The 13411-nt window shown below is 67.1% G+C and carries 15 protein-coding genes; 9 read left to right on the forward strand and 6 right to left on the reverse strand.

Translation table 11 applies throughout. The features are described from left to right. Positions 1-52: 52 nt before the first annotated feature. Genes hutU through hutI form a run of 4 tightly spaced genes read right to left on the reverse strand, consistent with a single transcriptional unit; the run spans position 53 to position 5218 of the window. The gene (gene hutU / locus AC1DE3_RS23655; protein ID WP_441510798.1) at positions 53-1720 is read right to left on the reverse strand and encodes a urocanate hydratase; all 1668 of its coding nucleotides are present in this window, start codon (positions 1718-1720) and stop codon (positions 53-55) included. Continuing rightward, positions 1717-2526, reverse strand: coding sequence for an N-formylglutamate deformylase (gene hutG, locus AC1DE3_RS23660; RefSeq protein ID WP_441510799.1), 810 nt, complete (start codon positions 2524-2526; stop codon positions 1717-1719). Before hutG ends, hutU begins: the two co-directional genes overlap by 4 nt. Further along, positions 2523-4055, reverse strand: a complete 1533-nt coding sequence (hutH, locus tag AC1DE3_RS23665; RefSeq protein ID WP_441510800.1) for a histidine ammonia-lyase — start codon at positions 4053-4055, stop codon at positions 2523-2525. The genes hutG and hutH overlap by 4 nt, the downstream gene beginning before the upstream one ends. Beyond that, entirely contained in the window at positions 4052-5218 is a 1167-nt protein-coding gene (gene hutI / locus AC1DE3_RS23670; protein ID WP_441511186.1) for an imidazolonepropionase, read from the reverse strand. The genes hutH and hutI overlap by 4 nt, the downstream gene beginning before the upstream one ends. A 143-nt stretch (positions 5219-5361) precedes the next feature. Between hutI and AC1DE3_RS23675 the strand changes: the two genes are divergently transcribed. The 3 genes from AC1DE3_RS23675 to AC1DE3_RS23685 all read left to right on the forward strand — a co-directional run bounded on the left by AC1DE3_RS23675 (position 5362) and on the right by AC1DE3_RS23685 (position 8163). Continuing rightward, positions 5362-6765, forward strand: a complete 1404-nt coding sequence (locus AC1DE3_RS23675) for a formimidoylglutamate deiminase (RefSeq protein WP_441510801.1) — start codon at positions 5362-5364, stop codon at positions 6763-6765. 12 nt (positions 6766-6777) lie between these two features. After that, positions 6778-7527: a UTRA domain-containing protein gene (locus tag AC1DE3_RS23680; protein WP_441510802.1), complete on the forward strand. Its 750-nt coding sequence runs from the start codon at positions 6778-6780 to the stop codon at positions 7525-7527. Between the two features lie 69 nt (positions 7528-7596). After that, positions 7597-8163: a GNAT family N-acetyltransferase gene (locus AC1DE3_RS23685; RefSeq protein ID WP_441510803.1), complete on the forward strand. Its 567-nt coding sequence runs from the start codon at positions 7597-7599 to the stop codon at positions 8161-8163. Between the two features lie 94 nt (positions 8164-8257). Here the strand turns inward: AC1DE3_RS23685 and AC1DE3_RS23690 are convergent, their stop codons facing one another. After that, on the reverse strand, positions 8258-8521 hold the full coding sequence (locus AC1DE3_RS23690; protein ID WP_476852813.1) for a glycine zipper domain-containing protein: 264 nt from the start codon (positions 8519-8521) through the stop codon (positions 8258-8260). A gap of 244 nt (positions 8522-8765) precedes the next feature. Between AC1DE3_RS23690 and AC1DE3_RS23695 the strand changes: the two genes are divergently transcribed. The 4 genes from AC1DE3_RS23695 to AC1DE3_RS23710 all read left to right on the forward strand — a co-directional run bounded on the left by AC1DE3_RS23695 (position 8766) and on the right by AC1DE3_RS23710 (position 11942). Beyond that, positions 8766-9146: a PRC-barrel domain-containing protein gene (locus AC1DE3_RS23695; protein WP_441510805.1), complete on the forward strand. Its 381-nt coding sequence runs from the start codon at positions 8766-8768 to the stop codon at positions 9144-9146. 256 nt (positions 9147-9402) lie between these two features. Next, positions 9403-10290 (forward strand): transglutaminase-like domain-containing protein, encoded by an 888-nt coding sequence (locus AC1DE3_RS23700; RefSeq protein ID WP_441510806.1) that lies wholly within the window; start codon positions 9403-9405, stop codon positions 10288-10290. Between the two features lie 45 nt (positions 10291-10335). Then, the gene (locus AC1DE3_RS23705; RefSeq protein WP_441510807.1) at positions 10336-11241 is read left to right on the forward strand and encodes a diacylglycerol/lipid kinase family protein; all 906 of its coding nucleotides are present in this window, start codon (positions 10336-10338) and stop codon (positions 11239-11241) included. An 8-nt stretch (positions 11242-11249) separates the two neighbouring features. Continuing rightward, positions 11250-11942: a phosphatase PAP2 family protein gene (locus AC1DE3_RS23710; protein ID WP_441510808.1), complete on the forward strand. Its 693-nt coding sequence runs from the start codon at positions 11250-11252 to the stop codon at positions 11940-11942. A 38-nt stretch (positions 11943-11980) separates the two neighbouring features. Here AC1DE3_RS23710 and AC1DE3_RS23715 read toward each other — a convergent pair whose 3' ends face one another. Beyond that, on the reverse strand, positions 11981-12469 hold the full coding sequence (locus tag AC1DE3_RS23715) for a pyridoxamine 5'-phosphate oxidase family protein (protein WP_441510809.1): 489 nt from the start codon (positions 12467-12469) through the stop codon (positions 11981-11983). A 148-nt stretch (positions 12470-12617) separates the two neighbouring features. On the opposite strand from AC1DE3_RS23715, the gene AC1DE3_RS23720 reads away from it, so the two are divergent. Next, positions 12618-12770 carry a hypothetical protein gene (locus tag AC1DE3_RS23720; RefSeq protein WP_476852814.1) on the forward strand — a complete coding sequence of 51 codons (153 nt, stop codon included), beginning with the start codon at positions 12618-12620 and terminating at the stop codon, positions 12768-12770. Positions 12771-12878: 108 nt separating this feature from the next. After that, positions 12879-13411, forward strand: a 533-nt coding sequence (locus AC1DE3_RS23725) for an aldehyde dehydrogenase family protein (protein ID WP_476780914.1), incomplete at its 3' end; no start/stop codon positions are given.

The following is a 13411-nucleotide window of genomic DNA, read 5'->3' on the forward strand; positions in this document are numbered from 1 at the left end:
CGTGGGTTCCGGGTTCTCCGCTGCGCGGAGCCCCCCGGAATGACACGAGGGCTCAGCCCAGAATACCCGGCAGGTTGAGCCCCTTCTCGCGGGCGCAGTCCAACGCGATGTCGTAGCCGGCATCGGCATGGCGCATCACGCCGGTCGCCGGATCGTTCCAGAGCACGCGCGCGAGGCGGGCAGCCGCGTCGTCGGTGCCATCGGCGCAGATCACGACACCCGAATGCTGCGAGAAGCCCATGCCGACGCCGCCGCCATGATGCAGCGAGACCCAGGTAGCGCCACTCGCGGTGTTGAGCAGCGCGTTGAGCAGCGGCCAGTCGGAGACCGCGTCCGAGCCGTCTTTCATCGCCTCGGTCTCGCGGTTCGGCGAGGCGACCGAGCCGGAGTCGAGATGGTCGCGGCCGATCACGACCGGCGCCTTGAGCTCGCCGTTCCGGACCATCTCGTTGAAGGCGAGGCCGAGCCGATGGCGGTCACCGAGGCCGACCCAGCAGATGCGCGCCGGCAGGCCCTGGAACGAGATGCGCTCGCGCGCCATGTCGAGCCAGTTGTGCAGGTGCGTGTTGCCGGGCGTCAGCTCCTTCACCTTGGCGTCGGTCTTGTAGATATCCTCCGGATCGCCCGAAAGGGCGGCCCAGCGGAACGGGCCGATGCCGCGGCAGAACAGCGGGCGGATATAGGCCGGCACGAAGCCCGGGAAGGCAAAGGCGTTCTCCAGCCCCTCGTCCTTGGCGACCTGGCGGATATTGTTGCCGTAGTCGAAGGTCGGGATGCCCATGTCCTGGAAGGCGATCATCGCCTCGACATGCTCGCGCATCGAGGCGCGCGCGGCCTTCTCGACGGACTTCGGATTGGCTTCGCGCGCCTGTTTCCACTGGCCCATGGTCCAGCCCTTCGGCAGGTAGCCGTTGACCGGGTCGTGCGCCGAGGTCTGGTCGGTGACCATGTCCGGCCGGATGCCGCGGCGGACCATTTCCGGCAGGATCTCGGCGCAGTTGCCGAGCAGGCCGACCGACTTCGCCTCGCCATTCTTCGTCCAGCGGGCGATCATCTCCATGGCTTCGTCGAGCGTCTCGGCCTTCTCGTCGAGATAGCGGGTGCGCAGACGGAAATCGATCGAGTCGGGATTGCACTCGACGGCGAGGCAGGAGGCACCGGCCATCACCGCGGCAAGCGGCTGCGCGCCGCCCATGCCGCCGAGGCCGCCGGTCAGCACCCACTTGCCCTTGAGGCTGCCATTGTAGTGCTGGCGCCCGGCTTCGACGAAGGTTTCGTAGGTGCCCTGCACGATGCCTTGGGTGCCGATATAGATCCAGGAGCCGGCCGTCATCTGGCCGTACATGGCGAGCCCCTTCTTATCGAGCTCGTTGAAATGGTCCCAGTTCGCCCAATGCGGCACGAGGTTCGAGTTGGCGATCAGGACGCGCGGCGCATCCTTGTGGGTGCGGAACACGCCGACCGGCTTGCCGGACTGCACGAGCAGCGTCTCGTCGGCCTCGAGCTGGCGCAGCGCCGCGACGATGCGGTCGAAATCCTCCCAGGAGCGGGCGGCGCGGCCGATGCCGCCATAGACCACGAGCTCCTGCGGGTTCTCGGCGACATCAGGATGCAGGTTGTTCATCAGCATCCGCAGCGGCGCTTCGGTCAGCCAGCTCTTGGCTGTGAGTTCGGTGCCGGTGGCGGGGCGGATGACGCGGGTATTGTCCAAGCGGGTCATGAGCGGCTCCGTTCGATGGCTGCGGCTGCGGCAAGCGCGGCTTCGATTGTGGCTGACAAGGCGGTCTGCAGGCTGGCGGCCTTCGGCGCGTCGAAGGTCCGGGGCGCGGTCTCCTCGGCGAGATAGGCCGAGAGCGCGATTTCCATCTGGAGCGCGTGGACTTGGCTTGAGGGGCGCCCGTAATGGCGCGTGATCCAGCCGCCCTTGAAGCGGCCATTGGCGATCTGCGTGAAGGGGTGTCCAGCCATCGCGGCGACGGCGGCGGCCTCAACGCTCGGCGCGCAGCTTTCGCGGGAATTGGTGCCGAGGTTCAGCGTCGGCAGCGTGCCCTCGAACAGGCGCGGGATCACCGACTTGATCGAATGGCAGTCCCACAGCACACAGTAGCCGTGCTCGGCCTTCACCCGCGCGATCTCGGCAGCCAGCGCTGAGTGATAGGGCTGGAAATAGGCCGCCTTGCGCCGCTCGATCTCAGTGGCGTCCGGCGCGGTCTGCCAGATCGGCGCGCCGTCGAAGGTCGTGGTCGGCACGAGTTCGGTCGTCGCCTGGCCCGGATAGAGCGAGACCCCGGCCGGATCGCGGTTGAGGTCGATGACGAAGCGCGAGAGCTGCGCCTCGACGATGGTCGGTGCGAACGGTGCGGCGAAGCCGTAGAGCTGGCGCATATGCCAGTCGGTATCCTCGACCAGCTTGCCACGCTCGTTGAGCTGCGCCGCGACCTCCGGCGGAACGCCGGTGCCGGGATGCGGCATCGAGAGGATCAGCGGGGACGAGCCCCGCGTCACGGTGACGATCTCGGCGCTCACGCCGCGCACTCGGCGAAGCTGTCGAGGCCGGCGGCCTTGCCGACGGCGCCGGAGAGCACGAACTCGGTCGCGGCCGCGAGGTCGGGGGCGAGATAGCGGTCCTCGGTGAGCGGCGCGATCTTGCTGCGCAGCAGGGCGAGCACCGGCTCCAGCCGCGCGCTGGTCTTGAGCGGGCGGTGATGCTCGATCGCTTCCGCCGCCGCCATCAGTTCGACGCCGATGACGCTGGCGGCATTCTTCGCCATGTCGATCAGGCGGAAGGCGCCATGCGTCGCCATCGAGACATGGTCTTCCTGATTGGCGGAGGTCGGGATGGTGTCGACCGAGGCCGGATAAGCCTTCTGCTTGTTCTCGGAGGCGAGCGCCGCAGCCGTGACCTGCGCGATCATGAAGCCCGAGTTCAGGCCGGCATCGCGGGCAAGGAAGGGCGGCAGGCCGCTCATCACGGGATCGACCAGCAGCGCCATGCGGCGCTCGGAGAGATTGCCGATCTCGCAGACGGCCATGGCCAGGATGTCCGCGGCGAACGCCACCGGCTCGGCGTGGAAATTGCCGCCCGAGACGATCTCACCGGGGCCAAGCACCAGCGGGTTGTCGGTGACGGCATTGGCCTCGATCGAAAGCGTCGCGGCGGCGTTGCCGATAAGATCGCGCACGGCGCCCATGACCTGCGGCTGGCAGCGCAGCGAATAGGGGTCCTGCACCTTCGTATCGCCATGGCGATGGCTCTCGCGGATGGCGCTGCCGGCGATCAGGTCGAGCAGGATTTTTGCGACCTTGATCTGGCCGGGCTGGCCACGCAGCGTCTGGATGCGCGGATCGAACGGGGTGTCGGAGCCCTTGAGCGCATCGACCGAGAGCGCGCCGGCGACGAGCGCGGCGTCGAAGACGCGGGCGATGGTGGCAAGCCCGGTCAACGCCAGCGTGGTCGAGACCTGCGTGCCGTTGATGAGCGCGAGGCCCTCCTTGGCGCCGAGCGCAAGCGGGCTAAGTCCGGCGCGCTTCAGCGCCTCGGTCGCCGGCATCACCTCGCCCTTCAGGCGGATCTCGCCGAAGCCCATCAGGGCCGCGGTCATATGGGCGAGCGGGGCGAGGTCGCCGGAAGCGCCGACCGAACCCTTGGCGGGGATCACCGGCAAGGCATCGGCCTTGAGCGCACCGATCAGCGCCTCGATCACGACCGGCCGCACGCCGGAGGCGCCACGCGCCAGGCTCGCGGCCTTCATCGCCAGCAGCAGGCGGACGACGCCGTCAGGCAGGGCCGGCCCGGTGCCGACCGCATGCGAGAGGATCAGGTTGCTCTGGAGCTTGGCGAGATCGGCATCGGCGATGCGGACGCTGGCGAGCTTCCCGAAGCCGGTATTGACGCCATAGGTCACCGTGCCGGCGGCGACGATCTCCTCGACAATCTTCTGCCCGGAGGCGATCGAGGTGGCACTGTCGCCGGCGAGGGCGGCCGTGGCGCCGTCGCGGATGGCGCGCCAATCGGTAAGGCGGGCGGCGCCCGGGGCAAGCGAAACCGTGGTCATTGTCCGTTCCAGATGCGGGTGTGAAGCGGGTTGAAGCCGATGCGGTAGGCGAGTTCGGCCGGGCGCTCGATGTCCCAGATCGCAAGATCGCAGCGTTTGCCGGCCTCCAGCGTGCCGATTTCGTCTTGCAGGCCGAGCGCCGTGGCGGCGTGGCGGGTGAGTCCGGCCAGCGCCTCCTCGGGCGTCATGCGGAAGAGCGTGCAGGCCATGTTCAGGACCAGCAGCGGCGAGGTCAGCGGCGAGGAGCCGGGATTGGCGTCGGTGGCGAGCGCGATGGCGACGCCATGCTTGCGCATCAATTCGATCGGCGGCTTCTGCGTCTCGCGCAGGAAGTAGAAGGCGCCGGGCAGCACGACCGCGACCGTGCCGGCCTTGGCCATGGCGATGACGCCGGCCTCGTCGAGATATTCGAGATGATCGGCGGAAAGCGCCCCCATCTCGGCGGCGAGCTTCGCGCCGTAGAGGTTGGAGAGCTGCTCCGCATGGATCTTGATCGCGAGGCCCTTGGCCTTGGCGGCCTCGAAGACAGCCTTCGTTTCCTCCGGCGAGAAGGCGATGCCCTCGCAGAAGACGTCGACCGCATCGGCCAGCCCCTCGGCCGCGACGGCATCGAGGATCGGCCCGGCAACGAGCGCGGTGTAATCGCCCGAGCTCCCCTTGTATTCCGGCGGCACGGCATGGGCGCCGAGGAAGGTGGTGCGGACGGTGACAGGCCGCTCGCGGCCGATCCGGCGCGCGACCCGGAGCTGCTTCAGCTCGGCCTGCTGCTCCAGCCCGTAGCCCGACTTGATCTCGACGGTGGTGACGCCCTCGGCCATGAGCGCGGCGAGGCGCCGGTCGGCGGAGGCGAAGAGCGTCTCCTCGCTCGCCTCGCGCGTCGCCTTGACGGTGGAGAGGATGCCGCCACCGGCCCGCGCGATCTCTTCATAGGTCGCGCCCTGCAGGCGCAGCTCGAATTCATGCGCGCGGTCGCCGCCATAGACGAGATGAGTGTGGCAATCGATCAGGCCCGGCGTGATCCAGCCTCCCGCGCAATCGACGGTCTCGGCGGCCTGGAAGATGGGCGCCTCGCTGCGCAGGCCGGCATAGACGATGCGGCCGTCTCGGGCGGCGATGACGCCATCCTCGATCGCGCCATAGGGCGCATCGATCGCAACCGACATCGTCGCCAGCCGCGCATTCGTCCAGAGCTTGTCGCAAGCCAGCGTCTCACCAGGCGCTTTCGCCACCGTGCGTCCTCCCGCTACTCTTTGAATTGAGGCCATGGTATCTAATTGCATATGCAATTGGCAAGTGTTATTTGCATATGCAATTGAACGCCAGCGAGCGACGGAGCGAAACGGTGACCGAGACCCTGCATCTGGCCGAGGCTCTCCTGCCCGAGGGTTTTGCCCGCGATGTGAAGCTGACAGTCGCCGATGGCGCGATCGTCTCCGTCGAGGCGGGGGTGAAGCCGGCCGGGGATACCAGCAGCTTCTCAGGCATCACGCTGCCGGGCATGCCGAATCTGCACAGCCATGCCTTCCAACGCGGCATGGCCGGCCTCTCCGAGCGCCGTGGCGCGCCGGAGGATTCCTTCTGGACCTGGCGGGAGGTGATGTACCGCTTCCTCGACCGGCTCGATCCCGATGACGTGCAGGCCATCGCCGCGCAGGCCTTCGTCGAGATGCTGGAGGGCGGCTTCACCGCGCTCGCCGAGTTCCACTATCTCCATCACGACAAGGACGGGCGCGCCTACGCCAACATCGCGGCGATGGGGGAGGCGATCGCTTCCGCCGCACAGGAAACCGGGCTCGGCCTCACCTTGCTGCCGGTGCTCTATCGCTTCGGCAATTTCGGGCAGGCGCCCTCGGTCCACGGCCAGCGCCGCTTCGTCAACGAGCGCGACGCCTATCAGCGCCTGCTGGAAGGCAGCGCCGCCGCAATCCGCGATTTGCCGGACGCGCGGCTCGGCGTCGCCCCGCATTCGCTGCGCGCCGTCGCGCTCGACGATCTCGGCTGGGTCTCGTCGCTGCGCCCCAGCGACCCCGTCCATATCCATGTCGCCGAGCAGGTGCCGGAGGTCGAGGCCAGCCTGAAGATCACCGGCAAGCGCCCGGTTGAATTGCTGATGGACACGATTCCGCTCGATCGGCGCTGGTGCCTGATCCATGCGACGCATCTGAGCGATGCCGAGCGTGACGGCATCGCCCGCAGCGGGGCGGTGGCGGGCCTATGCCCGATCACCGAGTCGAGCCTCGGCGACGGCATCTTCGATGGCATCCGCTATCGCGATGCCGGCGGCGCCTTCGGCGTCGGCAGCGATTCCAATATCCAGATCGATGCCGGCGCCGAATTGCGCCAGCTCGAATATTCGCAGCGCCTGCGCGACCGGCGCCGCGCGCTCTTCGCCGACGAGGCAGCCTCAACCGGTCTCGCGCTTTGGCAGGCCGCTTGCGCCGGCGGCGCGCGGGCTTGCGGCCGTGCTATCGGCGCCATTGCAACCGGCCATCGCGCCGATTTCATCACGCTCGACACCGATCACCCGGCCCTCGTCGGCAGGGGCGGCGCGGAGGCCGTCGACAGCGCGATCTTCGCCGCCAGCGCCCTGCCTTTGCGCGACGTCGTCGTCGGTGGCAGGAGGGTGGTGGCCGAGGGGCGGCATATCGCCCGCGATTCGGTGCGCGCACGCTTCGCCAGCGTGATGCGGCGCCTGCTCGCAGCGGAATGATCAGGGACGACGATGACGGAGACCCGGCTCGACGCGGTGAAACTGGATGGCGCCGGGCCGGTCTACGACCAGATCCGGCGCGCGATCCGCGATCTGGTGGTGACCGGGGAATGGCCGCCCGGTACGAGCGTGCCGCCGGAGCATGCCTTGATGGAGCAACTCGGGGCCTCGCGGATGACCGTGCACCGCGCATTGGTGCAGCTTGCCCGCGAGGGCCTCATCGTGCGCCGCCGCCGCTCGGGCACCATCGTCGCCAATCCCCCGGCCAGCCACGCCATGCTCGATATCCTCTCGATTCCCGAGGAGGTCGCGCAGCTCGGACAGGCCTATGCCTATGATGTGCTGTCGCGCAGCGACGGGCGGCCCGAGGCGGATGTCGCCGAGCGTTTCGGTCTGAAGCGTTCCGACAAGGTGGCTCATCTCGTCGTGCTGCATCGCGCCGACGGCAAACCGCATGTGCTTGAAGAACGCGTGATCCATGCCGATGCCGTCGCTGGCCTCACCGAAGAGGATTTCGCGCAGACCCCTCCCGGCGACTGGCTGCTCAAGCACAGCCTCTGGTCGCAGGCGGAGCATGCGATCAGCGCCGTCGGAGCGGGCGAGGAGGAGGCGGGCCTGCTCGACGTCGCGGTCGGCGAGCCCTGCCTCCTGGTCGAACGCCGGACCTGGAACCAGACGAAGCCAGTCACGGCCGTGCGGCTGCTCTATCCCGGCTTCCGCCATCGCTTCGTCGGGCGCTTCGGCCCCTACGGGCAGGTCTGACGCGGCAGACCAGGCGGCATAAAAAAGGCCGTCGCACTCTCTTCATCCGCGCTGCCTATCCGGAGAGGTATGCGTATTTCGCCAACTGCCCGCGTTCCGATCGTGACGGATCGTCTGGTTCTGCGCCCCAGTTCCGCGCTGGACGTGAGCAGAGCCGTCGAGATCAGATCGAATTGGAACGTGTCGCGCATGCTGCAAATGGCGTCCTTTCCGCCTGATGCGTCGGAGGTTGGCCAGTGGTTTGCCGATCACGAGCGCGAATGGACGACCGGAGAAGCCTATCGTTTCGCGATATTGCTCGGAGGAACGATGATCGGCCTCGTGGACATTGACAATGTTGACGCAACCGAGGGCACGCTCGGTTACTGGCTTGATGGAACAGCATGGGGGCGCGGCTACGGGTCCGAGGCAGCAGGTGCGGCGGTTCGCTTCGCGTTCGAGACGCTTCGCCTGTCCAGGCTCAAGGCAGGGCATGCATTCGACAATGAGGCATCAGGACGGGTGTTGCGAAAGCTCGGATTTCGTGAGGTCGACGCGGTTCAACGCCTCTCGCAGTCCCGCCGAGAGAATGTCGTGCAGCGGCGTTACGTGCTGGCCACAGAGCCTGATGAGATCTCCGGTTTTCTGCCCGACTGAGACATCCGCGGCGACGGGCGCGTTGGCTCGCATCGCCCTATGAAAGAAGGCCCGCCGGATCGGCGAGCCTTCCATGGATCCGCTGAAGCCTCGCTCAGCAGGCGTAACGCACGCGCCGGCCCCACTCGTCGCGGCCGTAGCAGATCTCATCCGGCGTCGCGGCATGGCCAATGATGGCGCCGCTGGCGCCGCCGATAGCCGCACCCGCCAGGGCACCGCCGGCCCGGCCCGTAGCTGCACCGCCGATAAGGGCGCCTGCGCCCGCGCCGATAAGAGCGCCAGTACCTGCATTCTGTTCACGCGCGGTGCAGGCGCCCAGGGCGGCTGCGAGACCCACGATGACCATGAACTTCTTCATGCCGACTGTTCTCCTCTTCACAAAACGGCGATTTCGCTCGCAGTCCGAAACCAGCCGTGCGGCCAAAAAGTTCCCGATGCGGAGCGCGACCTCCATTCACATGACGAAAAAGCCGGAAATGTGATGCCGGAAGATTGCACAAAAAGGCTCTGAAAAAGCTGGAACCTTTGGCTTCCGCAGGACGTTGAGGAGACGAGTTTCCGGGGCTGAAGCGACGCGCCCCCGACACATGGAGGAACCCGACATGGCGATGTCCACCACGTCCACCACCACTGCCAATCCATTGATTGCGGGGGCTCGCGTTGCGGGAACGGACGTCTACAACGCGGCTGGCGAGCATCTCGGCGAGATCTACGACGTGATGCTGGACAAGCAGACCGGAAAGGTCGCCTACGCGATCATGTCCTTCGGCGGCTTCCTCGGCCTCGGCGAGAAATACCATCCAATTCCGTGGAGCGTTCTCGACTACGACCCGCAGCGCGGCGGCTACGTCGTGCCTCTGACAAAGGAAAAGCTCGAAGCTGCGCCGATGTACGACAGCGAGGGCGAGCCCGACTGGGAGGACAAGGCTTACGGCAAGCGTGTCCACGACTATTACGGCACGATGCCCTACTGGATGATGTAGCGGCTGCCAGACGCTGGTCGCGGCGGTTGCTATCCCCCCAGCCGAACCGCCGTGGCGGCGGGATGCGGGCCGAAAGGCCCGCATCTTCTTTTTGYGGCGTCTCATGCGTTCTCGCAGGTGGACGCGGCGCTTTTTGGCCAGAGCGAGGGAACCAGAGGGCGCCCTCGCGCGTCTGCTCGGTGGGGGAATTCGAGACCCGATGAGCCACCGCGGCACAGCCGCGAGGCGGCCGTCCCTCACATCAGGAGAAGGCGAGATGCGCATCCGTTACGGCTATCGGATCGAGTTGGTTTGCGCGCGTGAGATGCCCCTTGTCACATTGCTCGATGTCCACCCCTCGCGCCGCCACGACCTGACTATGCCCGACGAGATGCGGGTCAGCGCCTTGGCCGATCCCTCGCTGCCGATCGCCGTCGCACAGCATCTCGACGCCTTCGGCAATATCTGCCGGCGCATGGTGGCGCCTCCCGGCGGCATCCGCCTTGAATCGGAAGGGGTCGTGCATGATTCAGGGGAGCCCGATCCTGTCCACCCGGCGGCACGGGAGATCGCCCCCTCACGTCTGCCCGACGAGGCGCTCCTCTATCTGCTCGGCAGCCGCTACTGCGAGACCGACAAGCTCTTCGATCAGGCCTGGTCGCTGTTCGGGCAGGTCGCGCCAGGCTGGCCGCGCGTCCAGGCGATCGTCGATTTCGTCCACAATCACCTGACGTTCGGCTATCATTTCGCGCGCAGCACGCGCACGGCCGCTGAGGCCTTCGAGGAGCGGATCGGCGTCTGCCGCGATTTCGCGCATCTGGCTGTCGCGCTGTGCCGCTGCATGAACATCCCTGCCCGTTACTGCAATGGTTATCTCGGCGATATCGGCGTGCCGCCGAATCCCGCGCCGATGGACTTCAATGCCTGGTTCGAGGTTTTCCTGGGCGGCCGCTGGTACACCTTCGATGCCCGCCACAACGAACCGCGCATCGGCCGCATCGTCATCGCCCGCGGTCGTGACGCGACCGATACTGCGATGATGTGTTCCTTCGGAATGCATACCTTGCAGCGCTTCGAGGTGATCACCGAAGAAGTCGATGAGACGCCCATGCCGCTGGCCCCGCCGCAGCCCGCGCAATTCGATGCGCGCCCCGCAGCAGCGTGAGGGCGGTCTTGCGCAGCCACGCGGGGCACCTATCTTGGGCTCCACATGCGTCACACCGTTGTCGTCAACGCCCGCGCCGGAGCGGTCCTCGAAGCAGGTGCCGACGCCTTTGCGGCTCGTGTCGAGGCCGCCTTCAAGGCCCATAGCTGCCACGCGGACGTCAAGCTCGTCCCGCCGCGCGAGATCGGCAGCGCCTTGTCGCTGGCGATCGAGAAGGACAGGACGATACCGGTCCTGGCCGGCGGCGACGGCACCATCAACGGCGCCTTGCCCGTGCTGATTCAGGCGGACCGCCCGGTCGGCATTCTGCCGATGGGAACCGTCAATGTGTTGGGGCGAGACCTCGGCCTGTTCGGCCCGCTCGAGCAGCAGGTTGCGGCGCTCTGTCATGGCGAGCCTGTCGCGATGGATGTCGGCCGCGTCAACGACCGGCTGTTCCATTCGATCTCCGGCATGGGTTTCTTCAGCCTGATGGCGCGCGAGCGTGAACATGCGCGCCGCCGCTTCCCCTTCAGCCGTGTCGCCGCCTTCGGTATCGCGGCGACGCGCTCGATCCTGTTCACCCGTCCCGTCGCCGTCGAGATTGCCATCGGCAATCAGAGCCGGGTCGTCGAGGCGGATGCCGTGCTGGTCACCGTCAATCGTTTCAACGGCGCCGAATGGCGGCGCGATTGTCTCGATGGCGGCGTCTTCGAAGTCCACGTATTGAATGCGGGTGGCCTCTATTCGCGTAGCAAGGCGGCCTTGTCCGTCGCTTCCGGCCGCTGGCGTTCGTCCCGCAATCTCAGCTCCTTCACGGGCAATGCGGTCACGCTGTCCCGCCGCGACAAGCGGCAGGGGCACATCACCTTCGACGGCGAGGTCGAGCGCAGGGCAGGGGCGTTGACCTATGGCTTGCTGCCCAGAGCCTTGACCGTCATCGCCGCTCGCCCGACCCGATTCTGGAGTTGAAAGTCGCCATGCCTGAGCCGCTGCACGCTTTGAGCCAGGCGTCGGCGCCATGGTGGCAGCCGCGCGTTCTCGTGCCGGCTGCCGCGGCGCTGGCCTTTGTGGCGCTGGCCGCCTTCATCGCCTCGGGCCACAGCTTCGCCTTCGATACCAAGCTGGTCCTGCTGTTCCGCGACCCGGCCAATCCCGCCGTTCCGATCGGGCCGACCTGGTTCCAGGAGGCGGTGCGGGACATGACGGCACTTGGCAGTTTCGTCGGCTTGTTCTTCATGGCGACCACCGCGACGCTGGCGCTCTGGCTCTGTGGCTATCGGCACCTGGCTGTGGGCCTCGTCGTCAGCCTGCTCGCGGCCCTGCTGGCCAGCAATGGGCTGAAGATCGCGATCGGACGCCAGCGGCCCGACATCGTAAGCCATGCGGCGCTCACCTTTACTGCCAGCTTTCCGAGCGGGCACGCCTTTCTCTCGGCGGTGACGCTGCTCAGCATCGCGGGCTTCGTCGGCCTCGCCTCGCGGCGCCACGACATCAAGCGCCTGTGCTTCGCGCTGGCCTGGGTGATGATCGTGCTGATCGGCCTCAGCCGGATTTATCTCGGCGTCCACTGGCCGACCGACGTCATCGGCGGCTGGTGCCTCGGCATCGCCTGGTCCACCATCGCGGTCGCCTGGCTCGGGCGGAAGATGGCGGCTTCCGACCCGGCCTGACGGCGCTGACGCTTTCAGCGCCCAGCCTTCGAACCGGCTCAGCGCATGTCGATGGTGGCGTTGACGCCGAGATCGGGCGTGCGCCCCAATATCTTCGCCGTCGCCAACTTGAAGGCGACGACGACGCTGCTCGAGGGGCCGTCCCAGATTTCTGCCGAGATCGGCGTCAGTGCGAGCAGGGTGGCGTCAGGGTCGTCAGGCCCATGCGGGAACCAGGCGCTCGCCAGGGGGGTCCAGATCTCGCGCAGCTCGTTCCTTCCGGGCACTTCCGAAGCCGAACAGGAGATCGCGGCGTAGAAGTTCCGGTTCTCGTGGCTGATGGCGATGGAGACGGAGGGCGAGCGCAGGGCCGCCCCGACGATGCCGGTATGACGATGGCTGATGAAGAGCAGCCGGTGGTGATCGCGGTCGAGATGCCCCGACATCGGCCGGGTTTTGATGGCATTTTCGGCCAGTAGCGAGACCATGTAGACGGGATGCGCGGCAAGCGCCGTCCAAATTCGCTCCTGCTGTTCCGTCTCGTGCATCGCTCGCTCCAGCCAGCGCGATCCTGGCATGGCTCGCGCCGAATTTGAACGCCGATGGTGGCTGAACGTTCCGTCCTCGCGGAACTTTGAGCGGCAGGCCGGCGTTGGCAGGGCGCCGCGGCTCCGGCCGCCTCGTCAAGGATGTTTCATGCTCGCTTCGCGCAATCTTCTGGTTGTCCTCATCGTCGTGCTCGTCGCCGCCCTGGCCGTGACCTGCTACTCGCTCTACCAGGAAAAGAAGCAGCCCGATGGCGTTCAGATCTCGGTCGGCAAGAACGGTCTGTCGATCAAGGAGAAGTAGTTTCCGCCGGCGATGCAGTTAGCGGATGGCTCCCCGACCGTCGGGCATTGGCCTTCCCGGTCCAAAGGCGCTAACACCCTCCCACAAGCCTGTTCGTGGGAGAGAAAGATGAACGCGCCCTTCAAGAACCTCATCGCCGGCGAATGGGCTGGCGGAGCCAACGCCTCGCGCAACATCAACCCCTCGAACACCGGCGACGTCGTCGGCGAGTACGCGCAAGGGACGGTCGAGGACCTGAACAATGCCGTCGCCGCCGCCAAGGCCGCATTCCCGGCTTGGAGCCGCACGACGCCGCAGGAGCGCTACGACATCCTGAAGAAGGCCTCCGACGAGATCCTCGCCCGCAAGGACGAGCTCGGCCGCCTGCTCTCGCGCGAGGAGGGCAAGACCCTTCCCGAGGGTATCGGCGAGGCGACCCGCGCCGGCCAGATCTTCGCCTTCTTCGCCGGCGAATGCTTGCGCCTTGGCGGCGAGATGATCCCCTCGGTGCGCCCCGGCGTCGGCGTGGAGGTGACGCGCGAGCCGCTCGGCATCATCGGCATGATCACGCCGTGGAACTTCCCGATCGCGATCCCCGCCTGGAAGATCGCGCCGGCGCTCGCCTGGGGCAATTGCGTGGTCCTGAAGCCGGCCGATCTTGT

This window comes from Allobosea sp. 10L417 (genome assembly GCF_056395485.1).

Bases quoted from the DNA above. Each gene is read 5' to 3' on its own strand.
- hutU (WP_441510798.1), bottom strand. From the start codon at position 1,720: ATGACCCGCTTGGACAATACCCGCGTCATCCGCCCCGCCACCGGCACC.
- hutH (WP_441510800.1), bottom strand. From the start codon at position 4,055: ATGACCACGGTTTCGCTTGCCCCGGGCGCCGCCCGCCTTACCGATTGG.
- hutI (WP_441511186.1), bottom strand. From the start codon at position 5,218: ATGTCGGTTGCGATCGATGCGCCCTATGGCGCGATCGAGGATGGCGTC.
- AC1DE3_RS23675 (WP_441510801.1), top strand. From the start codon at position 5,362: ATGCAATTGAACGCCAGCGAGCGACGGAGCGAAACGGTGACCGAGACC.
- AC1DE3_RS23680 (WP_441510802.1), top strand. From the start codon at position 6,778: ATGACGGAGACCCGGCTCGACGCGGTGAAACTGGATGGCGCCGGGCCG.
- AC1DE3_RS23685 (WP_441510803.1), top strand. From the start codon at position 7,597: ATGCGTATTTCGCCAACTGCCCGCGTTCCGATCGTGACGGATCGTCTG.
- AC1DE3_RS23690 (WP_476852813.1), bottom strand. From the start codon at position 8,521: ATGAAGAAGTTCATGGTCATCGTGGGTCTCGCAGCCGCCCTGGGCGCC.
- AC1DE3_RS23695 (WP_441510805.1), top strand. From the start codon at position 8,766: ATGGCGATGTCCACCACGTCCACCACCACTGCCAATCCATTGATTGCG.
- AC1DE3_RS23700 (WP_441510806.1), top strand. From the start codon at position 9,403: ATGCGCATCCGTTACGGCTATCGGATCGAGTTGGTTTGCGCGCGTGAG.
- AC1DE3_RS23705 (WP_441510807.1), top strand. From the start codon at position 10,336: ATGCGTCACACCGTTGTCGTCAACGCCCGCGCCGGAGCGGTCCTCGAA.
- AC1DE3_RS23710 (WP_441510808.1), top strand. From the start codon at position 11,250: ATGCCTGAGCCGCTGCACGCTTTGAGCCAGGCGTCGGCGCCATGGTGG.
- AC1DE3_RS23715 (WP_441510809.1), bottom strand. From the start codon at position 12,469: ATGCACGAGACGGAACAGCAGGAGCGAATTTGGACGGCGCTTGCCGCG.
- AC1DE3_RS23720 (WP_476852814.1), top strand. From the start codon at position 12,618: ATGCTCGCTTCGCGCAATCTTCTGGTTGTCCTCATCGTCGTGCTCGTC.